The organism is Paenibacillus sp. DMB5 (assembly GCF_001517085.1).
GTDB lineage: Bacteria > Bacillota > Bacilli > Paenibacillales > Paenibacillaceae > Paenibacillus_AQ.
In genome coordinates, this window is record NZ_LRAC01000020.1 from 1 (window position 1) to 21989 (window position 21989).

The following is a 21989-nucleotide window of genomic DNA, read 5'->3' on the forward strand; positions in this document are numbered from 1 at the left end:
GGTGTTGCCGTCGGCGTTGGCGTCGCTGTCGGCGTTGATGTCGCTGTCGGCTCTAAGCCCGGACTGCCTATAACGACTTCAAGGGATGAACTCGCATGATGCGTTGCCGTTTCCTTGAATCTCACCTCATAGGTTCCGGGGCCAAGTCCTGTAACCTCTGTACCTGTGATAGCCGTCCAGATTTCGGCATCCGCTCCCTGTTTCCGGTATTCCATCGCGGAGGTTACGCCTGTGAGCTTTCCGTCTTTAGCATCGGCTACACTCACGTCCACACCTTTAACCTCTGTGGACGAAGGCGGCTCCTGTTCCTGCTTCTGCCCTTCCGGACGAATCACTTCCCATTCCCATAAGCCTACACCATTATCCCCTGCTGCTGACTGTTTCGTCATAGTAACCCGCAGCGCTTTAACCTCAAGCACCGGATCGAACTCATACGGGTTCACGGATTCTGCCGGGGTATGATCAACCACCTTGATGCCGTCGGTGACTGTTCCGGCTGTAATCCATTCATTCGTTACACTGTTCAGTGGAATATAAGAATACAGGTACTTGGTAGGCGGTGTGATTCCGCCTGCATCCGACCACAGCACCAGATTAGAGCTTTGGATGACAGCGCCCTGCGGCCAGTCATACTGTACCCATTCCGCTGACCCTGCATTGCCCCAGGTTCCCCAGTGCGACAGGTTAGTGCCTGTCTTTTTCCCGTCATTCACCGCGGCAAGGCTTTCCCAAGGTGAGGTGTAGCTGGATGACACATTGGCCAGATAAGCCATGTTGTTGTCACGCGGAAGGAGCAGAAGCAAATCGGTCAGCAGCTTTTCAAGCGCCTGGGCAACTTCACCGTCTGTCGCATTCAAATTTTTAATGACAGCAGAAGCATCCGCCTTCGCCGCTTCAACCGGCGCAAGACCCGGTGCGTCAAAGTTTGCAGCGTTCAAAGTATTAACATAGTTATACACCTTGATCAGCTCTGCCTTATCTACCGCACCTGTATAGCCATAGACCTTCCATTCCAGAATCCCGCTTCCATTGGCAGTCGGCTTCATATCAATCCGCACGCCTGTAATATAGGCAGGCTCAAAGGTGGTTGTGTTGTATTTGTTAAGCTCATTGCCAAGCCCCTTCACGGCTCTCGGGGTATACCATTTGCCGTCCCCGTCACGGAGCATCAGCTGTATTTCCTTCGGACGGAAGTTTCCGCCGCCGTCCTGGAACACATACACATCCATGGATGAGGCGAGGAACGGCTGATCCCATTCATATGTGACCCAGGCCGGATCACCTTCCCTGCCCCAGTTATGCCAGGCGCTGTTCGGTGCACCGCGGTTCGGCGAGAAATCGCCTGAGCTTTTTGGCTCAATGCCGTTGTTCATCGCTTCCGGATACCCGTCACCGCCGGAGAAGCTGGCGGATGGTTTAGCGGTCAGCGCGGCATTTGACAGCCCCGAATTCACGACATATACGGCAGCGCGCACTTCAATATCACTATCTGTGACTGTGCCTTTGGCTTCAAACTGGCCCGCAGCTCCATAGCTGGCCGGATCAATGGTATCCCACTGAATGTCACGCTCTCCATACCCGTCTTCGGACAGGACATTCACCTTACCCGGAAGCACTGGGGCTGTGTCCTTTTTGGTCACTGTGCTGAGTGCCCGGTAGGCGTCCACAGCATCTTCTTTAATTTCAATCGTGACATCCTTGCTGCCTTGTTTGTCATCGTCTGACGCCGTAAAGGTAAACACATAAGTGCCTGCCTTGCTGACGCGGGCATAGGCCGTTTCTTTATTACCGGCCACAAAAGTAACCTCACCCGCACCGTCCGGCTTCTGCTTAACCGTCCACGCATAGGTCAGTTCAGGCTCGAATACGGCGCTGTGCACCGGATCGGGAATGGCTGTGCCGGATAATATGACGATGCTGTTGTTGGCGACATCCTGCACAGCAGTCACCTGGCCGATCACCGGAGGCTGCTTCTCAGGCGGCGCAGTAAGCTCAAAGGTCACCTCGCCGGAGCCGGTCTTCTCACCGTCACCTGCGGTAAGCCGGAGCGTATAGGTGCCTTCTTTTGAACCCGTAGCCTGTGTAATGTTTGCCTTCGGATGATTGAAGGTAAGCTTGCCGCCTTCCGGCGTGCTGACGATCTCCCACTGGTAGGCGAGGCTGCCGCCCGGTGCACCGTCATCGGTTACAATGCCGTTCAGCATAAACGGAATCAGCGCCTGCGGCTTTTCCACCGCAACTTTTGCCGTCACCTGCGGAGCTTCATTGTCTCCGGTATCAGCCTTTTCGATCACCAGCTCAGCTGTCTTTGCGCTGCTCATATGGAACATGGCCGTACCTTTATTGTTCTGTACATAGAACTGTCCGGCGTCTGCACCATCCAGTTTCATTGTATAGTAGCCGTTCCCGATGCCCGCCCCGTCAAAGGTAATCCGCGATGCATGCTCCTTCTCCGTCGTATTCTCAAGCTGCAGGGTAAAAGCTTTTCCGTCTTTGCGGATGTCCGCGCTTGTCACCTTATCGTTCCCTGAGACCAGATACATCTTCTCATCCAGCAGATTGATCCGTCTGCCGAACCCGTCTTTTGGCGTGATCTGATAGCTGTCTCCTCCGTCCGTAACCAGGGCGCCGTATCCGAACAGCCCGAATACCGGATCGGTCACAATATCGGCGCTGATGCTGAGCAGGGAGCCGTACAGGCCTTCCTCCGCTTCGCCGGAAAAATCATTCCAGCCGTTATTCATCACCCGCGAGCCGCCGTCGAAGACATCCTTGGTGCCGGTTCCGCCCTTATACATGGAATATCTCCAGGAGGTGCTGCCCACAGACTGTGCAGCAATCTGTCCCATGTTAACGGCATTGAAGTTGGAAATCTTCGCTGCATAGTTGCGCTGCTGGGCGATCGCGGTCTGCTCCTCCGACCTGCCGTCATCCTCATAGCGCAGCCAGTCATCCATAATATAGCCTGCCAGTGAGGCGGTGTACTGGAAGTTCCACCAGCCTTCGCCGCCGCGGAATACCGGTACGGAATAATGGAACCAGGTAGGCTGAATGCCGCGCATAGCGCGTGTCTTCCAGTCTGCCATCTCCATGCTTTGTTCAGCAGCGGCTGCGCGTCCGTCATTCGGATAGTAGGTGCGCAGCGCCTTGGCCGCCGCATAAGCCCCTTCCTCTCCGGTATTGTCATACTCAAACTCGGAGCCGTACGGATAACTGGCATTGGTCATATTCCGGCCTTTATCCAGAGCGAATTTCCGCTGCAGATTAGCTGACTCTGTCAGCATGCCCTCTTCCTTCAGCGCCTCGATCATATCCGGGATCTGCTGCTCGCCGTAGAACCCGATGGCTCCGCTGGACACACGGTTATAGTAGATACCGTAGGCTTTTTCCAGATAATATTGCGGGGACTCCCGGTACTCAATCAGGCTTGGATAAGCCTTTTGAATGCGGTACATATTGAAGAATCCGGTCGCTTCCATCATCTCCGAGAACGCCCGGGTATACGGCTGCTCCTTATCCGTAAAAGCCCCCGAATCCCTGAGATAGTTCGCTACCGTGTAGCTGTTTTGTGTATTTTTCATATAACGTTCCCACATGAAGTCTATCAGGTACGTTTCTATAGATTGGATTTCAGCAGGATCGGGATCAAGCACATTTTTCATCGTCATGAAATTGATATTATCGTGGCTCCAGTCATCCCCCCAGTGGCCCATGTTCGTATCGAGGCCGCCGGTGAGGTACCAGTCAAAATAGTTGCCGTAGGTCGGACTGTTCGGGTCCTTATCCTGCGTCTGCTCCACCATAAATGCGGAATGGGCCTGTGACGTCTGGTCCAGCTCGGCCAGCACATTGAATTCATACTGGGTGAATTTATCGACCCATTCCTCTCCAACCTTCAGCTTGTAGTTCACACGCACACTGTTATTGCCGATGGAACCGAACTTCAGCGAATAGATATGATGCTGTTCACCGTCAACTACCTTTGTCTCTACGAACTCGTATGCTTCATCGTAGCCCGGGTTCCCGTCAGCCAGGCCGCGGCCGGTTCGGGAGTTGTTAACCATCTCTGCTCTTGTTTTGCCGGGCTTGATGTCCGGGATATGCTCTTCGTCAAACGGATCGTTCTCGTCAACATTCTGGATATCGATAGACTGTACGTCGATAAGGCTGTCGTCATAGTGCAGATCCAGCTTGGCTGGCATATTAATCGCTGTCTGGAAGCCCGGCACCGCCACGGCATCGATCATGCCTGACTTGTACAGGATGGACCGCAGATTCGCCTCACGGTCTTCCATTGAGGTGGAGCTGTTATTCGGGCTCTGGGCATCAGCCTGCGGCGTGTTGTCGCCTGCCCGGACGGCGGAGAATTTGAACTTGTAGGTCTGCTCCTGATCCGGTCCCAGCACCAGGCTGGAGGCATCGGTGTAATAGCCGCGTCCGGTCTTCTGGATATCCTTCGAGTGGATGTACAGTACATTCAGCCCCGGATACCAGCCGCCGCTGTCGCCGGTCCAGTTCGCGAAGGCGTTGCCGGCACGCAGCTCACCGCTCTCCTGCATCCAGTAATCCACATATTCGATCCGCGCGCCGCTTTCCGGCACAGGGCTGAACAGCATGAAGTTGCCCTCGCCGCTGGTACGGATTGCATAGGAATACCCGCTGTCTGCACCGGCAAAATTATGCACGGTAACACGGTCATCATAAGTATCGGATAACGTCCGGTATTTGTTGTTCCACGGCATCGGCAGGCCAATATCACCAAATTCGATATATTTATTGCTCTTGTTCTTCAGCGTAATCTCCCATAGCAGCGAACCGTCTTCAGTATCCATATCGAATACCGACTTGACGTCAAAGCCTTTCATCACCCGCTGGGCTGTGGAATCGAGGCTCTGTCCCAGAAAGTTGACTTCTACCTTTTTGCCGTCTGCTGAAGCCGTTTTTTTGATATAGGGATTATCCGGGTTGATGGCGGAAACCTTGGTTGATCCGCCGGCGGCCAGTGTTTTATTGGTATCCACTTCTGTAAAGCCGTCTCTGTTATCGGGGAATTGCCCGCTGTCACCTGTTCGGTACGAAAAGATCATCTCACCCATCCACTGGTGCTGGACATCATTCTGCGGTGAGGTCGTGTTCGGCAGCACAAAATTGATCGGTGCACCCTTTTTATTGACGGGGTTATTGTTGATATACAGCTCCTCAATCTGGCCCAGGTCACCGACTTTGGCATACAGGCTGGCATTAGAGATGTCGTTCTTTACTCCGGCAGCCAGCAGTTCTGCACCTGCCGAGGATTCTGCACCTGCATACAGCGGGACTGCCTGGACAAGCATCAGCAGCGCAACCGCCAGCGGCTTCAGTTTTCGTGTAATCATTCCCATGATAACCTCCCGTTCGGACTAATTTTTTAATCCGGTGAGCGTAATGCCCTCTACGAAATACCTTTGACCAATCAGGTAAAAGAGGACGCCCGGCGCAAACGACAGACAGGTCGCGGCCATCGTCAGCGGCCAGTCGCTTTTGAGCTGGCCCCTGAAGTTGGTCAGCCCGAGCGCAATCGTATACTTATCGCTGGAGTTAATGTAGATCATCTGCTGGAGCAGATCGTTCCATAGCCCGATGAAGATAAACAGCGCGACGACGATCATCGCCGGGCGGATGGCCGGCATGATGATACTGAACAGGATGCGGAAGTAGCCGGCACCGTCAATGGTTGCTGCCTGGTCAAGCTCGCGCGGGATCGAGACAATAAACTGGCGGATCAGGAAGATATTAAAGGCACCGCCTCCGCAAAAATACGGCAAAATCAGTGGCCAATAGCTGTCATTGAAACCCAGCCCCCGCGTCCAGCCGATATACAGCGGAATGAGCGTTACCATGGCGGGCAGCAGCATGGAGCCGACACAGAGCGCCCATAGCAGGCTTTTCCCTCTGAACCGCAGCCTTGCAAAAGCATATCCGCACAGCGTAGCCGTAAAGGTCCCTGCCAGACAGGAGGGAGTGATAATAACCATCGTATTCCACAGATACTTCCAGAATTTAAAGACCTCCAGCGTCTTCTCATAGTTGGAGAACAGCCAGTTCTGCGGCAGCAGTGAGGGAGGATACTGATAGATCTCCGCATTGGTCATGAGCGAGGTCCGGAAAATCCACCAGATAGGGAAAAATGCGATCAGTGCAAATAAAAGGACAGCGGCAAAGGTTAGGATATTCATTGCCCTGTTTCTGCGTTTTTTGCTTTTTAGTCTGCTGTAGGCTGCCACGCTCATTTATCGTCGCCTCCTTCGTTATAAATCCACCGGTTCGATGTCTTGAACAGCACGGTAGTAAACACAGCAAGTATGGCGAAAATAATCAGGGTCGTTGCGCAGGCATAACCCAGCCGGTAATTCACAAAAGCCTGGTCATACATCAGATAAGTCAGAAACCGCGACGAGTTGCCCGGACCGCCATTGGTTAAGGCCAGCGCCGGTGTAACGATCTGGAGATTGGCAATCAGGCTCATCAACAGGTTATAGAAAATAATCGGCGTCATGCACGGCAGGGTGATATGCAGGAAGCGCTTCCAAGCATTCGCTCCATCCATCTCGGCTGCTTCATGATAGACCACCGGAACATTCTGCAGCCCGGCCAGAAAGATAACGATCAGATTTCCCGACAACCAGACCGAAATCAGGGACAGCGAAGGAACGACATAGCTGGAATCGGCGATAAAGAGGATTTTATTCAGTCCCAGCTCAGAGAGCAGATAGTTAAAGAAGCCGAAATTCCCCTCATAAAGCCACGACCAGCCTACATAAATCGCTGCTGCAGGCAATACATACGGCACATAAAAGACAGCTCTGAAAAATCCTCTCGCCGGAATTTTGCGGTTAAGCAGCATGGCGATAAACAGTGAATAGATCATGCTTCCGGCTACCGATAAGCCTGCGAAATAAATCGTAGCAATAATCGAATCCTTAATATAAGGGTCCGTTGTAAACAGCTTGATATAGTTATCAAAGCCGATAAACTCAGGACTCTTTAGCCCCGTCCAGTTGGTCAGGCTGATCCCCAGTACCCCGGCAAGCGGCAGGTACGTCAGGAAGATCAGTCCCAGAAAGGCAGGAATCAGACAGATATACGCGGTGCGCGCCTCGCTGGCGTGTATGCGGGAACGCATACGGGGACGGCGTTTTTGCAGCTTAGTAATGGTTTCCATATCTCGCTCTCCCTCACAAGTGGAGGCTGGCCGCCGCACGGCAATCCCGGCAGCCAGCCCTCTATTCTTTACTTGTTGCCTGCGTGTACGGCTTTCAGCGCTTCAAGATTTTTGGTGATCGCTTCTTTGGCGGTCGTTTTTCCGGTCCAGACATCACCCAGAACGGAGCCGAGCAGCGTGTTGAAGTCTGTTGTATAGTTCGTATAGAACCATGCAGCCGGTCTTGCGGCCGGGGACTGGGCATAATCAACTACCGCGGACTTGTATTCGTCGTATGGCGGGAAGTTCGGATTTTCCACCCATTTGCGGGTGAGCGTCTCATCCTTATACCACTTATCCAGCGTCGGCATCCAGATGCCCGAGGAGATCAGCTCCCAGTTGTTTTCTTCCGAGTTGTACCACTTCAGCCATTCCATCGCTTCCTTCGGATGCTTGGTTTGGGAGAAGACGACGTTGGCGCCGCCTGTGCTTATCGTTACCTTATCCTTCATATAAGGCAGGACGGCTACGCCATAATTCAGCCCTTCTTCCTTGGCCGAATTCAGGCTGGTTCCCACATTCCATTGCCCGTTCGTTGCCATAGCGACTGTACCGGCAATGACTGTCCGCTGGATACCGTCATCGGTCTGTCCGACAGACAGCGGAGCGACATGATCCTTCAGGTACAGGTCGGCCACCCGCTGGATAGCTTCCATGCTGGCGTCTTCACCGATCCGTACCTCTGAACCGTCTTCGGAATAGAAGCCGCCGCCGTTACTGAGCGCCCAGGCTTCCAGCTGCCATGGAAGATTTTCGACGGAAGCGCCGAACTGGACGATACCCTGCTCATCAAAGCCATTCTCACCCGGATGCTTGCCGTTCTTGTCGATGGTCAGCTTCTTGGCCGTCTCTACGAATTCGTCCCAGGTCCAGGCCTGATCGAGCACAGCCGGAGGGTACGCAACACCCGCTTTATCAAACATGTCTTTGTTATAGTAGAGCAGCAGGATTTCGTTGGCAGCGGCATAGGCCACGGTATTGCCCTTATGCTTGTAAGCCAGACTGTCGAGCGGCTTGCTGTCACTGCCCTCATACATAGCGCTTACATCATTGAGCATACCTTCGGAGGACCACTGGATAACTCCATCCTCCTTCAGCATCCCTGTGTCCGGCAGCTGGCCTGCCGTTGCGAGCGTGTTCAGCTTGGTCATGTAGTTCTCCCAAGGGATCGCCTGCACCTCGACTTCGATTTTGTCCTGCGAGGCATTAAACCGGTCAGCCACCTTCTGGGTGGTATTCCCTTCTGCAGCGCTTCCCCACATCGAGTAGACGATTTTAACCTTTTCAGCAGAGGCTTCGGAGGTTTTGGCAGGCTCCGCACTTTTAGTTGCTGTGTTGCCTGTGTTACCTTTATTTCCTGAGTTTTCCGTGTCTGCCGCATTATTTCCGCAGCCGGCGGCGCTCACAATCAATGCAGTCAGGATAAGACCTGCTCCAAGTTTTTGTGCTGTTTTCATGCTTCTGATCTCCCCTCATCATTTGCTTCGTTTACCCGGCCAGCCTTCAATTTCGCCTTGAAGTCATTAGCCCAACTTTTTTGTTAAACGTTTAAACAAAATCGAAATCAAAAGTCCCTTTTGCAGCTTTACAAACCCTGGCACTTTTCCCCTACAGTATATTTTCAAGTCTGATCTTTATAACGCAATTATCAAAAGAAACGTGATGCTTCAAAGGTTCAAACCGTGTTCTACCTGATTTCAGGTTAAATTCCTCCCCCCTTACAATGGCTCAAGCTCCAAGATAATCGTTTAACAAATAAAACGGAAGCGCTTACTTCATTTTAGCACCCCTCATTTCAATTGAAAAACCGATATTACAACCTATATTTATAAAATTTCAATCTTTTTGCGCTGAAGGGGTGTGTTGCGAAAACCTAAAGAGCTCTGAACAGCCTTCCCGTAAAAAAATAGTTCAAAAAAAGAATACTTGATTATATATTTTCACTGTTAATCATACTTCTTTACTTATGCCATAAGTTGGGATACATTGGGTGAAACAGGCAAGGCAAGCCGGAGTGCTTTTTCATAATTGCAACCTATGGAGATGGAGGAGCCTATTCAATGAACGCGCCCATCCTGCATTTTATTTCGCCGCCGATTCCCTATTTTGTGGACTGCGGCCATGCGTCGTACGAGGTTGGTGATTATCATATAGACCGCAACTGCATAGGGGTGTTTGATTTAATCGTGGTGGTCAAAGGCCTTCTGCCGGTCGGGGAAAATGGTATTTTGCGCGAGCTGGGTGAAGGTGAAGGCGTGATCCTCCTGCCGGACGGCCATCATTACGGGTTCGCCCCCTGCACTGTGCCGACCGAAATCATCTGGATTCACTTTCAGACCTTTGGCAGCTGGCAGGAATGTGCCGATATGAATGAGTGCCTCCTTAATCAGCAGCTCCTGTTCGAGGAGCACAAGAATAAAGCCTATGTCCATCACACCGATCTCTGCTCTATCTTTCTGCCGAGGATTCTGAAGATCTCCGCCAAGGCCATGGAGCTGCTGGAGTTATTTTTTGAGCAGGAATCGGAGCCGAAATCCCTCCGCAACTGGCGGCGGCAGGCCAGCTTTCAATCCTTCCTGCAGCATCTGGACCGGAGCCTGGCTTCACCGAGCGATGCAACCGCAATCCATCTGGCGGAGCAGATTGAGCTGTATATCCGGAACAATTACATGCACGACCTCACCAATCCTGTTCTGCAAAAGGAACTGAACTACCACCCGAACTATCTGGCCAAAAGCATGCTGAAGGTCTTCGGCATGACGCCGATGGCCTACCTGCAATATTACCGGATCGAACAGTCCAAGCGGCTGCTGCTTCAGACCTCCTGGTCTGTGGCGCGTATTGCCGAGGAAGTCGGCTTCCATCATGTCTCCCACTACTCCTCCTGCTTCTCCAAGAAAGAGGGACTCTCCCCTTCGGCTTTTCGCAGCAAGTTTGTGAAGGAGCGGTAGTGCCCTTGTTTGCGTTCATTAAACCTCATAACAAAAACAGCCTCCCGGCAGGAGGCTTTAATATCACATAGGAATTTTATAAATATGGCTTCATATTTTCAAGGATTACGGAATATGCGTTTGGCCACATATGAACACCTTCTACAGTATACTCTGCCTTTAAATGACCTTCCTCATCCGTTAATCCCTTGCTGACGTCAATATAACGGCCCCCTAATTGCATTGTTAATTTCTTCACTTCTTCATTTACCAATGCAATGTTTTTGTTGTTGCGGGAGGCAAACAGCTCTTTATGATTTTCTGCTTCCAGGCCAAAATTCTCTTTAGCATTCACCGGGTAGTACGCCATTACAAACAATTCAGTGGCCGGTAAACTTTCTTTGATTCGCAGCAGAATTTCTTTGTAATTCTCTAAAAATATTTCTTTAGCCCCGTTATTCAAACCCGCTGCGATATCATTTGAGCCAATATTGATAAATATTTTTGAAGGCTCTAATTCAAAGATACATTCATTCATTAAAGACAACAAATCTTTTGTGGTGATACCACCAATTCCGCGATTATAGATAATACGCTCCAAATTAAGCACAGCCTGCATTTCTTCAATTGGAAATTGCTCCATTAATGAAGAACCGACAAATAAGATTTGTCCTTTTTTAATATATTTATTCCGCATGCTGTATCTCTTCACTAAACCTTTTTGATACTCAAGATAATTACTATGCTCTTTCTGTTTAATTAGCTCAATAATTTCCGGATGTTGTAAAAGTTCGTTTGTCCTATTCGTTGTCATAATGAAATCACTCCGCCTTATTATACCAAGTATAGTTAGCTCAAGATCAAAAAGCCGTCCCTCCCGGGAACGGCTTCTTTACACTATTTATGCCCACCACATATCCAGCGGCTGCTCGCGGATCAGGATCGATTGCAGGTTGGTTACGGCACGCTGGAAGCCTTCGTCTACCGACATCAGCGGGTCTTCGTGCTCGATGCTCACTACATAGTCATAGCCGTAGGTACGCAGCGCGCTCATGATATCCGACCATTCGGACAGGCTGTGGCCGCAGCGACGGAGCGGAAAGTCCACGCCCGGGTCTGCACATCGCCGTAAGGCTGCATGTCAGTCAGGCCGTACATATTAATGTTGTCCTGATCGAGATAGGTATCCTTGGCATGGAAGTGGTGGATCGCTCCGGCTTTGCCAAGGATCTTGATTGCGCCGACTGGATCAATCCCCTGCCACCACAGATGGCTCGGATCAAGGTTAGCTCCGATGGCATCACAGGTCGCTTCTCTCAGCTTCAGGATCGTGTACGGCGTATGGCACAGGAAGCCGCCGTGCAGCTCGATGCCAATCTTCACGCCATGCTCCTCTGCCAGCTTGCCGATCTCTTTCCAGTACGGGATCAGCTTCTGCTCCCACTGCCAGGTCAGAATATCGCTGTATACAGTCGGCCAAGGCGTAATCGGCCAGTTCGGCGCTTTAGCGTCATCGCTGTCTCCAGCCGTGCCGGAGAAGGTGTTAACCACCTGAACGCCCATGAGCGAAGCCAGCTTGATCGACTTGCGCAGAATCTCGTCACCCTGACGGGCCTCTTCCTTGTCAGGTGAGATTGGGTTGTTGTGACAGCTGAATGCGCTGATCATGATGCCGCGGCTCGTGAATTTTTCCAGATAGGCCTTACGTGCCTCTTCGCTGGCCAGCAGCTCGTCAGTCGGGCAATGCGGATTGCCGGGGTTGCCGCCTGAGCCGATTTCTACGGCATTCAGGCCGCGGCCGCGATTTTATCAAGCATCTCATCAAGAGTCAAACTGCCGAATACGGGATCAAATACGCCTAATTTCATTTATACGCCCACCTTTTCGCGAATTGGCTCCAGAGCCTGGGAATGGCCGTATACCGGATAATCGCGCTTGGTCGGTGCGCACCAGTTTACGCCGTTGATGATAACCTTTTGGATTTCCTTATGGTAATAGGTCGGATGGGATTCATGGCCCGGCTGGAAATAAAAGATTTTGCCGCTCCCGCGCCGGTAAGTCGAACCGCTCGGGAACACGTTGCCGCCCTCGAACCAGCCGACAAAGATCAGGCTCTCTGGTGCCGGCACATCAAAATGCGCCCCGTACATCTCTTCCTGCTCCAGATCGATATATTCTCCGATGCCTTCGGCAATCGGATGGCTCGGGTCCATCACCCAGAGACGCTCCTTCTCCCCCGCTTCGCGCCATTTCAGATCACAGCTGGTACCCATCAGCTTCATGAAGATTTTGGACATGTGGCCGGAATGCAGCACGATCAGTCCCATTCCCTGCAGCACACGGTTATAGACCCGGCTTACGATCTCGTCTGTGACCTCCTGATGGGCAATATGGCCCCACCATACCAGTACATCTGTGTTATTCAGCACTTCTTCCGTCAAACCGTGCTCCGGCTCATCCAGTGTGGCAGTTGCCGTATCAAATCCGGCTTCCTCCAGAAATCCGGCTATTTGTGCATGAATGCCCAGCGGATAGACCTGGCGGATACGCTCTTCCTGGAGCTCATGGCGGTACTCATTCCATACGGTTACTCTTGTCACTATAGGACACACTCCTAAGTTAATTTATATTGATTGAACTAAGTTCAATTTACTTAATCTTCAAAAAATACCGGCATCCCTGTCTCAGACGATTTATAGATGGCCTCCAGAATCCGGGTTACCACCAAAGCCTGCTCCGGTTTAACAACCGGCACCGTATCATTAATGATGCTGTCGATCCACTGCGTGGCTTCAACCAGCGCCGGATCTTCGCCTGCACCGTCGTAGAAGTCTACGCCGGCAGCATCCAGGCCGATGTGCTTCTCGAACGTTTTGCCGTACTCTTCCCCGTTGATGCGCAGGCCTTTTTCCATATCGGCTCCGCCTTCTGTACCGCAAAGCGTTGTCTTGGCTTCACCTACATCCAGGGTATTCAGCGCCCAGCTGGCTTCCAGCACAATAGTTGCCCCGTTTTGCATGGTAATGAAGCCGATCGCCGAATCCTCTACCGTGAACTTCTCCGGGTCCCACGGGCCCCAGGCGTTGGCGGCGTTTTTGCGGCCGGACAGCTTGTGGTAAGCATTTCCCACCGCATATTTCGGCTTGTAATTGTCCATCATCCACAGCGTCAGGTCGAGCGCATGGGTGCCGATATCGATCAGCGGGCCGCCACCCTGTGCCTCCTCATCCAGGAATACGCCCCAGGTCGGGACCGCGCGCCGGCGGATTGCCTTGGCTTTGGCATAGTAGATTTCACCGAGGTCGTTGTTTTCACATACCTTATGCAGGTAAGCCGAATCCGATCTGAAACGGTTCTGGTAGCCGATCGTCAGCTTTTTGCCGGTACGCTTGGCAGCATCAATCATGGCCTGTGCTTCAGCGGTCGTCTTCGCCATCGGCTTCTCGCACATGACGTGCTTGCCGGCCTCCATCGAGGCAATCGAAATTTCCGCATGGGAAATGTTCGGGGTACACACGTGAATTACATCGATACTTGTATCTTTCAGCAGCTCTTTATAGTCTGTGTAAACCGCTGCGTTCTCATCTCCGAATTCCGCTTTGGCCTGCTCGGCCCGTTCAGGTACGACATCGCAAAAAGCGACCATGACAGCGCCTTCCACTTTCTTAAGTGCCGGCATATGCTTGCCGGTTGCGATGCCGCCGCAGCCGATAATCCCCACTTTTAAGGTCATTCTCTATTTCCCTCCAACGTTTGTTGTGAACTCTCTGCCTCTAATCATACAAATCCTGAGAAGCGCTTTCTTCCTGCATTCTTGCCCTGTTATTCCTGAATATTGTCTTGTGGTATTTGAGCGGCGAAATGCCGGTTGCCGACTTGAAAAAATGGTGGAACGTCTTCACGCTGCCAAACCCTGCAGACTCGGCTACGGCAGACATCGGCAGGTCCTCGTTGAGCAGAATCCATTTGGCTTTGTTCAGCCGGTATTCATTAAGGAAGGCGACGAAGGTCATGCCGGTATGCTTTTTGAACAGCTTGGTAAAATAATACGGGCTGAAGCCCATATGCCGGGCCACCTCATTAAGGGTAATCGGCTCCTGGTAATGCTGCTCGACATAGATAAAAATTCGCTCCAGCCGCTCCAGCATCTCACGCGACTGGGACAGGGTATCCTCGGAGAATTTCGGCAGCCTCCCGGCGTTATTCCTGGGCACTTCCCGCAAAATAACCGTCAGCAGCTCAAATAAACGGGCTTTGATCAGGTAGGCATATCCTTCACCGCGGCGGGTATCCTCCTCATAGATGCTTTCGATCAGGCCGATGATCCGTTCTGCCGTCTCGGGAGGCCAGCCAGAGCTGGAATGCTCCATCGCCGTGAACACCTCGCGCAGTGAGAAAGCATTGCCGCAGGTGGCTGCCAGCTCCTGGAACAGACTCAAATCAAATTGCAGCACTACCCGTTCGCTCTCCGGGGAAGCCAGAAAATAATGCACGTCCCCGCCGTTGATAAACTGCACTTCCCCCTGCTCCATACGGATTGGAGTATCATTTATTCCCAAATTTAGTCTTCCCTTAGTTACGTAAATCATTTCGATTTCTTTATGCCAGTGCGGATAGCACAGCTCGTCCCCGCCGCAGATGAGGCTGCGGAAAGGAAAATGCTTGTCCACATCCGGAAGCTCGAGATAGATGCTCATAAGTGCGGCTCCTTGTGCGTGTGGTTCTTTTTCTACGGATTATGATAATCATGCCGTATTCTAAGGCTATCGTACCTTAACCCTGTTGGCAAAAACAAATGCCTGGACGACCACAGCCACAACACAAAAAGGACAACGCAAAAAGAGCCTGTCCGGCTCCCTCAATGACATATGCTTTGCGGCTGTATCCTACAGCTTAATCTTCAGCACAACCTTGCGCACCGTTTCCTTGCCGCCGGCCTCGATCCCGGTCATATGGCCGTCCTGCGGATAGCAGACCACCAGCGCCCCCGGCCCTGCGGTTACCGCAGACTGCAGCTCTCCGGTGAAGAACACTGCGTCCTTCTCAGCGCTGTATTCTTCTTTTACCGTCAGCTGTTCAATGGCTGCATAGCCGATCCGCTCCGTACCTTCAAGAATATAGTGCAGGTCCAGATTAATCCGGTGCGCTTCCCAGAAGCATTCCCCGGCATCCTTTGTTTCATATTCGTTAATGAAATAGAACATGTTCTCATTAACTTCATGGCGTCCTGCCGCCTGTCCGCCGAAATCCGTATCCCGCAAAAAGCGCAGCCCCGCCTGGATTTTCTCTCCGTAAGCAGCCTCATTCTCAAGCAAATGTCCCAGTGTGTCTACGATCAAGCCGATCATCTCCTGCATTCTCTGATTTATTACCGCCTCTCGCGGCATACAGAAAAGAATAAATGATTCCACAGCCGGCAGCTATGCATTTGTTCACGCTTCCCCGGCATATTCTAATACTAGCAACCTTCACAAAACTTGTAGGAGGCATAAATATGCTGATCTTCCTGATGTACATGTTCGCGGTGCTGGGGGTGAGCCTGCTGCTGGCGGCTGCAGTGCTGAAGTTCAGGCTCTCTTATCCCTCATCCAATCTGACCAGGCTGGCCCGTGCACTCGGCTCCTTTAATATGAATTTTCCACGGCGGTTCGTAACCCCCGACCAGTCGCACATGATCGCTCTGGATGAAGCCGGCAGAACGCTGGCCATCGGCAGCTGTAGTCCCGGCAGGGCAGAGCATGCGACTGCGCAATTGTACACTTTTGACACCATACTGGGTTCAGAGATCGTCGAGAATGCCCTGACCCTCACGAAAGTCAGCAAGACAAGCCGGATCACAAACAGCGCCAGAAAAAACAGTTATGGACTCAGCCGTCCTGAAACTGAAAATCACAGCGGAAACAATGCAGATGCCATCCCAGCAGATGAAGAGGAAGTCATGGAGCTTACACTCAAAATCTACCTCAGCAGCGCCGATACACCCGTTCTGTCCATTCCCTTCCTTCCCGGTATAGCCCCAGCCAGAAAATCGGATCGGGAATACACCCTGGCCTTCTCAGAGGTTCAGCATGTGCATGAAGCGATCCGCGAGATTGTCTCGGCGTAACCTCCCGGGCTTGGGCACAAATTGATTGGGACGGACAGGGTTTCGTACAGAGATGTGGAATAAGAGAATAGATGCCTGCAGCAAGCAGGAGCAGGAAATCCATAAGCCGGAGGGAAAACAACGTATGAACAGCATCATCAACTTTGCGCACCGCGGCGCATCCGCAGTCTGCCCGGAGAATACGATGGCGGCATTCCGCAGAGGGCTTGAGCTTGGCGCTACAGGAATTGAAACCGATGTCCAGATGTCGCTTGACGGAGGACTGGTCATTATACATGATGAGCATCTCCGCCGGACAGCCGGAGCTGACGGATTGGTTAAGGATAAGACGCTTAGCGAGCTGCTGGAGCTGGATGCCGGCTCCTGGTTCGGGCCGGCATTCGCCGGTGAACGTCTGCCTGTGCTGGAGGAGCTGCTGGATCTGCTGAAGGACCGGGATACCGTGCTCAACATTGAGCTGAAGAACGGGGTCTTCCTGTATCCCGGGATGGAGGAAAAGATTATCGCCGCCGTGCGGGATTACGGCATGAGTGACCGTGTCGTGCTGTCGAGCTTCAATCACTACTCGCTGGCCTATTGTAAATCCCTTGCCCCGGAAATCCGCACAGGGATTCTGTATTCGGAAGGCTTGTACCGTCCGTGGGACTACGCGGACAGCCTGAATGCGGATGCGCTGCATGCTTATCATCCTGCCGTATTGCCGGAGTTCGTAGCCGAGGCGGCTGCGCAGGGTAAGGTTTACCACCCGTGGACCGTCAATGATCCGGAAGTGATGAAATCCCTGATAGCTGCTGGAGTGGCCGGCATTATCACCGACTATCCGGATGTGCTGGCCGGACTGCTGGCTGACAGACAGGCGTAATATTGTAGTAAAAAGAGTCCGGGCTGCAGCCGGTAAATCGGCTGCGCTGCCCGGACTCTTTGTGTTAAAGGGCTGTGCTTAATTGGCTTTGGAGCTGCCCAGCCAGTTTACCGGCTGGATGACATTGCCCTGCTTATGGACGGCATAGCGGCCCCTGCCCAGCTGCTTGGCATTGTACATGGCGGAATCAGCTTCTTTCAGCAGGCGTCCGGGATCAACCCGTCCCTGGCTCGCCGTAATGCCGACGCTGGCCGAGACGAACAGCTCATGATGCTCCAGCTGGTAGGTGCGGGTTGTTTTCTCCAGTACCTTCAGGGCAAGCTGTTCGGCTTCTTTATAGCTGCAGCGCTTGGCAATGATGACGAATTCATCACCGCCGATCCGGAAAATATGCCGCTTGCCCTTGCAGGAAAACTGCTGCAGCGTGCCGCCGACCGCCTGGAGCAGCAAATCACCGACATGATGGCCGAGCTTGTCATTAATCGACTTGAAGCGGTTCAGATCGAGGTATAATACAGCCAGCTGCTCATTAGGCTTGCAGTGATCCCAGAAATGATCCATGCCGTTCTTATTGAACAGGCCGGTCAGGCTGTCCCTGTAAGCCAGCTCTTTAAGGTGTTCCCTTTCAGCCATGATCAGGCCGGTGCGGTGGAACAGCCAGATCAGAAAAGCCAGGGTCAGCGAGTAAAGCGCAAGCGGCTGTACAACACCTGCAAGCAGATTACCGCCGGCCGGGCTAAATCCGGATACTGCCTGCTGGCCGAACAGATGCATGCCGCATAACCCGCCGCTAAGCATAAGAATGATCAGGCTCGTGCGCAGCGCACGGGCTTTTTGGCTTCTGGCCGCGAAATTCCGTCCGGTGCGGAGGACGGAGAAGGCTGTCACTGCTGCGAGGAGAACTGAGAATATAGTAAACATATAATTTCGCGCTTCTTCCATGTATAGGAGCACTCCCTTTTACTTCTAATTAAGCAAAGACGTTAATCTGGCAGACGAACCGTATTATGCTTATTATCGGCAGGCGGGGTCTGATTCTCCATGGAATCTTTTGGATGGTGCTAAGGCAGCGCAGATACCCGTTAAATATTGTGATGCTCCACACAGTTGTAAAGGTCACAGGCCCAGGCTCCGCCTGACTTTATGATCCGGGTGAGCGAAGTATTTTTCAGCAGCCGGCTCAAATCCAGCCCGGGCACAAGTCCGCCAAGCGTACTCCGGAGAATCGCCCCGTGGCTGACCACCAGTATACGCCGGCCCGGATGACGCGCGGCAAGCTCCTCAATGGCCTTGCTGCCCCGGAGCCGGCCTGACTCATTACTCTCCAGGCCAAGCTCAAGCGTTCTCCATTCCTTGCCCCAGCGCTCCACCCGTTCCTGTTCCGTCGTACCCTCCAGGAGACCTCCATGCATCTCCCGGATACCGGGCAACAGCCCTGCGACCGGAAGGCCCAGCCTGGCGGCAATAATCTCTGCAGTCTGTCTCGCTCTGAGCATATCACTGGAGTAGATCAGCTCCCACTCCTCCCCGCTAAGCCGGCCGGCAATTTCGGCTGCCTGCTGCAAGCCCTCCTCATCAAGCGGATTATCCGTGTGTCCCTGGATGCGCCCTTCTTTATTCCATAAAGTGCTGCCGTGCCGGATCAGACCTATCGTTGTTGTCATTGTCATGGGTGAAACCGCCTTTTTACAGATTAAAATCAATTACCTAAATTATATACGAAAAGCCTTCAGGGACGCATGTGTACGGCCACACTAACCCTTCCAGCGTTAATTGACGATATATATAGGCAGCGCTATTATTAAGTGGCTCCGGGTGCATCATTCTGGAGCAGGTTCCATAATCATCCTGATCTGCAGGAAATACCGTTTGGAGTCAAAGGAGATTCTGTTCATGTTTAAAAAATGTACCGCCGCCTGCCTCATTCTCTTGCTTATGCTGTCCGCCCTGCCGTCCCTTCAGACCGGTTCAACCGCATCTGCTTCTGCAGCCCCAAAAAACGCCGTCTTTGTGGATAAAGCCAGCCAGTCCTATATTCCGCTGCGGTTCCTGAATGGCCTGTTCGGCATCCGCTCGGTTCTGAATGCAGGTACTAATGAGATTGAAATATCCGGGGAAAAGGCTTCGGTTCTGCTTAAAGCAGGACAGGCCCGGGCAACCGTCAACGGGAAGTCAGTAACCCTGACTGCTCTGCCCTTCAGTGCAAACGGTACAACTTATGTGCCGCTGTCCGTGGTCAGTACGGCAATGGGAATTGCACTGAAGTGGAATAAAGAGCAGGGTTCCGTTACCCTGTCATCAGCCGGAGAAGAAGCAGTCCTGCCTGTGTTAAGCGGCACACTGATCAAACCGGATGCGCCGGCAGCTGTCAGCGCGAAGCATACATACAAGGTCGGCTCCAGATCATTCAGCGTGCAGACCGTCACCATCCCCCTGATGCATCCTTCTGTCCGCCTTGACGCTGTGCTGGCCGGCAATACGGTCGGCAAGACGGAAGCGCTCGGCAGCATTGCCAAACGCAGCGGGGCTGTCGCAGCCATCAACGGCACTTTTTTTGACGCCTATACTAACGGGGCGTACAAAGCCCCTTACGGGTATATTATCAGCAGCGGCAAAATGCTGAAGAACAGCCCCGGCGATAAGCGCATTGTGTTTGCCTATGACCGCAATCTGCTGGCGGAGCTGATTCCGGGAAGTGAATTCAGCGCCAGATTCCAGAGCGGAAGCATTGAGGGCGCACTGCAGGCCGGTCCGCGGCTGCTGGTGAACGGCAGTGTCTCACTGAATGTTGCAGCCGAAGGGTTCAAGGACCCGAAAATTCTAACCGGCGGCGGAGCCCGCAGTGCACTGGGCATCACCCGTGACCACAAGCTGATTCTGCTGACTACCGGCGGGCCACCATCCCGCAGCTGGCCCAGATCATGAAGCAGGCCGGCGCTTACCAGGCAATGAATCTGGACGGCGGAGCCTCCAGCGGCCTGTATTACAATGGCAAATACCTTACTACACCGGGACGGCTGATCAGCAATGCGCTGGTCGTTACCCGGTAACCCTATTCTTTTATAACGGGAGGCCTGTGCCCGATGTCCAAAGCTGACTACATGCTGTCTATCCTCTGGATGCTGCAGCAGCGCAAAAGAACCGCCGCCGAGCTGGCCGAAGCCCTGGAGCTCAGTGTGCGGTCCGTCTACCGCTATATTGATGCGCTCTGCGCCAGCGGAGTGCCGGTCATTGCCGATGCCGGACCGGGCGGCGGCTTCCGGCTGCCGGAGCATTTCAGCGCGGCCCCGCTCTTCTTCGATGACGATGAGCGGCGGGCGCTTGTACAGGCTGCCGCGTTCGCCGAAGGCAGCGGCTACCCGTACATCGAGGCGCTCGGCAGCGCTATCGCCAAGCTCAAGCGCTACAGCAATGACGAACAGCTGCTGCAGATGCAGCGCCATGAGTCCGGCATGGAGATGCTCCATGCCCCTTCTGTGCCTTTGACTCCGCTGCTGGCGGAGCTGGAGGCGTGCGCCGCGGCCGGGCTGACCGTGCAGATGGAGTACCGCAAAGGCAGCGGGCAGGCAGCCTCCCGGCGTTCCGTCGATCCTTACGGGCTGGTGCACTGGAAGGGCCGCTGGTATGTGGCCGGCTTCTGTCATCAGCGCGGGGAGGTCCGCAGCTTCCGGGTGGACCGGATTGGGCAGCTTGAGCGGAGCGGCGGTGTCTTCATCCGGCCTGAGGGCTTCTCGGCACGGCAGTTTCTGCTGGACAGCCTTCTGCCGGGTCCTGACCAGCAGGCTGCACTTGTCCGGGTTGTGGTCGCCTCCAGCGAAGAAGTACTGAACGATCTGTGCAGCCACTGGCTGTTCGGACATTCGCTGCAGCAGCGTTCTCCCGGAGAGGCTGTCTTCCTGCTGGACGAGACCATGCTGCTCCGTTATGCGCCTTACTTCCTGCTGCCCTACGGCAGATCGCTGCAGATCCTTGAGCCTGCTGCCCTGAAGCGAAAGATCGCCGCTGCTGCAGCTGATATCTCCGCTTATTATGCGGAGTCCTAATAGGTGTCCTAAATCACTGACCGCAGCTGTCAGTGATTTTTTGGTATATTGTGCGTGTGAAAGAGGCACGCTGCAAGCATACTGAGCATCATAACTTTAAGGAGGAAATGACATGAAGGAGCTAAGGTATGAATTCTATATTGGCGCGGCGCCTGCCGCTGTCTGGGACTGTCTCGTTGCTCCAGACAAAGTCAGCCAGATCTACTATGGCAGCACTATCCGCTCAAGCTTCACCGAAGGAGAACCGCTTGAGTATGTAGGGCCGGGAGCCGATGGTGACGAAACGGTGCATGTATATGGCACCGTGCTGGAGTACAAGCCGCAGGAGGCGCTGCGGTTCACGCATAAGGCCGGCCCCTCTTATGTAAAAGACGGCGAGCCTTATGAATCTGTCATCTCCTGGCTGCTGGCACCCGTTGGCGGCTGCACCAAGCTGACGCTGATTCATGACGGCTGGCATCCGGATGATCCTTCTTACGCGCCAAGCGACAGTGCCTGGTGGCAAATCCTCAGCAACACCAAGACATTAGCCGAAACCGGCAGAACGCTGGAGTTTGGCGGCTAAGCAGCAGGCAGGCGCTCAACCTGGCTGCTTGGGCCGGGATGAAGGGCATTTTTGCCTTTCATTTCGGCTATTTAGCAGCTTGGGCCGGGATCAAGGGCATTTTTGCCCTTCATTTCGGCTATTTAGCTGCTTGGGCCGAAATCAAAGGCATTTTTGCCCTTCATTTCGGCTATTTAGCCGCTTGGGCCAAATCAAAGGCATTTTTGCCCTTCATTTCGGCTATTTAGCCGCTTGGGCCGAAAT

17 protein-coding genes and 2 pseudogenes are annotated in these 21989 nt (G+C 53.2%); 7 read left to right on the forward strand and 12 right to left on the reverse strand.

The features are described 5' to 3' along the window. The 4 genes from AWJ19_RS04940 to AWJ19_RS04955 all read right to left on the reverse strand — a co-directional run. Window positions 1-5375 (reverse strand): DUF5695 domain-containing protein (locus AWJ19_RS04940; protein WP_198536469.1); only part of this gene is annotated, 5375 nt, incomplete at its 3' end. Window positions 5376-5399: 24 nt separating this feature from the next. Further along, window positions 5400-6269 carry a carbohydrate ABC transporter permease gene (locus AWJ19_RS04945; RefSeq protein WP_068721956.1) on the reverse strand — a complete coding sequence of 290 codons (870 nt, stop codon included), beginning with the start codon at window positions 6267-6269 and terminating at the stop codon, window positions 5400-5402. Further along, entirely contained in the window at window positions 6266-7201 is a 936-nt protein-coding gene (locus AWJ19_RS04950) for a sugar ABC transporter permease (protein WP_068721957.1), read from the reverse strand. Before AWJ19_RS04950 ends, AWJ19_RS04945 begins: the two co-directional genes overlap by 4 nt. Before the next feature lie 68 nt (window positions 7202-7269). Next, complete coding sequence (locus AWJ19_RS04955) at window positions 7270-8697, reverse strand: sugar ABC transporter substrate-binding protein (protein WP_068721958.1); 1428 nt, start codon at window positions 8695-8697, stop codon at window positions 7270-7272. 603 nt (window positions 8698-9300) lie between these two features. Here AWJ19_RS04955 and AWJ19_RS04960 point away from each other — a divergent pair. Further along, window positions 9301-10191: a response regulator transcription factor gene (locus tag AWJ19_RS04960; protein ID WP_068721959.1), complete on the forward strand. Its 891-nt coding sequence runs from the start codon at window positions 9301-9303 to the stop codon at window positions 10189-10191. Window positions 10192-10267: 76 nt separating this feature from the next. Here the strand turns inward: AWJ19_RS04960 and AWJ19_RS04965 are convergent, their stop codons facing one another. The 6 genes and pseudogenes from AWJ19_RS04965 to AWJ19_RS04990 all read right to left on the reverse strand — a co-directional run bounded on the left by AWJ19_RS04965 (window position 10268) and on the right by AWJ19_RS04990 (window position 15509). After that, window positions 10268-10984, reverse strand: a complete 717-nt coding sequence (locus AWJ19_RS04965) for a GDSL-type esterase/lipase family protein (protein ID WP_082707701.1) — start codon at window positions 10982-10984, stop codon at window positions 10268-10270. Between the two features lie 87 nt (window positions 10985-11071). Further along, window positions 11072-12038, reverse strand: a pseudogene (locus AWJ19_RS04970) (sugar phosphate isomerase/epimerase). After that, entirely contained in the window at window positions 12039-12770 is a 732-nt protein-coding gene (locus tag AWJ19_RS04975) for a ThuA domain-containing protein (protein WP_068721960.1), read from the reverse strand. Between the two features lie 53 nt (window positions 12771-12823). Then, on the reverse strand, window positions 12824-13903 hold the full coding sequence (locus tag AWJ19_RS04980) for a Gfo/Idh/MocA family oxidoreductase (protein WP_068721961.1): 1080 nt from the start codon (window positions 13901-13903) through the stop codon (window positions 12824-12826). A gap of 40 nt (window positions 13904-13943) precedes the next feature. Beyond that, window positions 13944-14867 carry an AraC family transcriptional regulator gene (locus tag AWJ19_RS04985; protein WP_068721962.1) on the reverse strand — a complete coding sequence of 308 codons (924 nt, stop codon included), beginning with the start codon at window positions 14865-14867 and terminating at the stop codon, window positions 13944-13946. A 189-nt stretch (window positions 14868-15056) separates the two neighbouring features. Further along, window positions 15057-15509, reverse strand: coding sequence for a YhcH/YjgK/YiaL family protein (locus tag AWJ19_RS04990; protein WP_068721969.1), 453 nt, complete (start codon window positions 15507-15509; stop codon window positions 15057-15059). A 155-nt stretch (window positions 15510-15664) separates the two neighbouring features. Here AWJ19_RS04990 and AWJ19_RS04995 point away from each other — a divergent pair, with 155 nt between their 5' ends. Next, complete coding sequence (locus tag AWJ19_RS04995) at window positions 15665-16276, forward strand: hypothetical protein (RefSeq protein WP_068721963.1); 612 nt, start codon at window positions 15665-15667, stop codon at window positions 16274-16276. A gap of 124 nt (window positions 16277-16400) precedes the next feature. After that, a complete protein-coding gene (locus AWJ19_RS05000) occupies window positions 16401-17138 on the forward strand; it encodes a glycerophosphodiester phosphodiesterase (RefSeq protein ID WP_068721970.1) in 738 nt (245 codons plus the stop codon). A 78-nt stretch (window positions 17139-17216) separates the two neighbouring features. Here AWJ19_RS05000 and AWJ19_RS05005 read toward each other — a convergent pair whose 3' ends face one another. Next, a complete protein-coding gene (locus AWJ19_RS05005) occupies window positions 17217-18080 on the reverse strand; it encodes a GGDEF domain-containing protein (protein ID WP_068721964.1) in 864 nt (287 codons plus the stop codon). Window positions 18081-18220: 140 nt separating this feature from the next. Then, window positions 18221-18802: a histidine phosphatase family protein gene (locus tag AWJ19_RS05010; RefSeq protein WP_068721971.1), complete on the reverse strand. Its 582-nt coding sequence runs from the start codon at window positions 18800-18802 to the stop codon at window positions 18221-18223. Window positions 18803-19073: 271 nt separating this feature from the next. On the opposite strand from AWJ19_RS05010, the pseudogene AWJ19_RS05015 reads away from it, so the two are divergent. The 4 genes and pseudogenes from AWJ19_RS05015 to AWJ19_RS05030 all read left to right on the forward strand — a co-directional run bounded on the left by AWJ19_RS05015 (window position 19074) and on the right by AWJ19_RS05030 (window position 21973). Further along, window positions 19074-20188 (forward strand): annotated as a pseudogene (locus AWJ19_RS05015) (phosphodiester glycosidase family protein). Window positions 20189-20221: 33 nt separating this feature from the next. Beyond that, window positions 20222-21181, forward strand: coding sequence for a WYL domain-containing protein (locus AWJ19_RS05020; protein WP_068721965.1), 960 nt, complete (start codon window positions 20222-20224; stop codon window positions 21179-21181). A 112-nt stretch (window positions 21182-21293) separates the two neighbouring features. Further along, window positions 21294-21746, forward strand: a complete 453-nt coding sequence (locus tag AWJ19_RS05025) for an SRPBCC domain-containing protein (RefSeq protein ID WP_068721966.1) — start codon at window positions 21294-21296, stop codon at window positions 21744-21746. 38 nt (window positions 21747-21784) lie between these two features. Then, entirely contained in the window at window positions 21785-21973 is a 189-nt protein-coding gene (locus AWJ19_RS05030) for a hypothetical protein (protein ID WP_068721967.1), read from the forward strand. The last annotated feature ends 16 nt before the right edge of the window (window positions 21974-21989 follow it).

Bases quoted from the DNA above. Each gene is read 5' to 3' on its own strand.
- AWJ19_RS04965 (WP_082707701.1), bottom strand. From the start codon at position 10,984: ATGACAACGAATAGGACAAACGAACTTTTACAACATCCGGAAATTATT.
- AWJ19_RS05030 (WP_068721967.1), top strand. From the start codon at position 21,785: ATGAAGGGCATTTTTGCCTTTCATTTCGGCTATTTAGCAGCTTGGGCC.
- AWJ19_RS04995 (WP_068721963.1), top strand. From the start codon at position 15,665: ATGCTGATCTTCCTGATGTACATGTTCGCGGTGCTGGGGGTGAGCCTG.
- AWJ19_RS05025 (WP_068721966.1), top strand. From the start codon at position 21,294: ATGAAGGAGCTAAGGTATGAATTCTATATTGGCGCGGCGCCTGCCGCT.
- AWJ19_RS05010 (WP_068721971.1), bottom strand. From the start codon at position 18,802: ATGACAACAACGATAGGTCTGATCCGGCACGGCAGCACTTTATGGAAT.
- AWJ19_RS04955 (WP_068721958.1), bottom strand. From the start codon at position 8,697: ATGAAAACAGCACAAAAACTTGGAGCAGGTCTTATCCTGACTGCATTG.
- AWJ19_RS04945 (WP_068721956.1), bottom strand. From the start codon at position 6,269: ATGAGCGTGGCAGCCTACAGCAGACTAAAAAGCAAAAAACGCAGAAAC.
- AWJ19_RS04985 (WP_068721962.1), bottom strand. From the start codon at position 14,867: ATGAGCATCTATCTCGAGCTTCCGGATGTGGACAAGCATTTTCCTTTC.
- AWJ19_RS05020 (WP_068721965.1), top strand. From the start codon at position 20,222: ATGTCCAAAGCTGACTACATGCTGTCTATCCTCTGGATGCTGCAGCAG.
- AWJ19_RS05005 (WP_068721964.1), bottom strand. From the start codon at position 18,080: ATGGAAGAAGCGCGAAATTATATGTTTACTATATTCTCAGTTCTCCTC.
- AWJ19_RS05000 (WP_068721970.1), top strand. From the start codon at position 16,401: ATGAACAGCATCATCAACTTTGCGCACCGCGGCGCATCCGCAGTCTGC.
- AWJ19_RS04960 (WP_068721959.1), top strand. From the start codon at position 9,301: ATGAACGCGCCCATCCTGCATTTTATTTCGCCGCCGATTCCCTATTTT.
- AWJ19_RS04950 (WP_068721957.1), bottom strand. From the start codon at position 7,201: ATGGAAACCATTACTAAGCTGCAAAAACGCCGTCCCCGTATGCGTTCC.
- AWJ19_RS04980 (WP_068721961.1), bottom strand. From the start codon at position 13,903: ATGACCTTAAAAGTGGGGATTATCGGCTGCGGCGGCATCGCAACCGGC.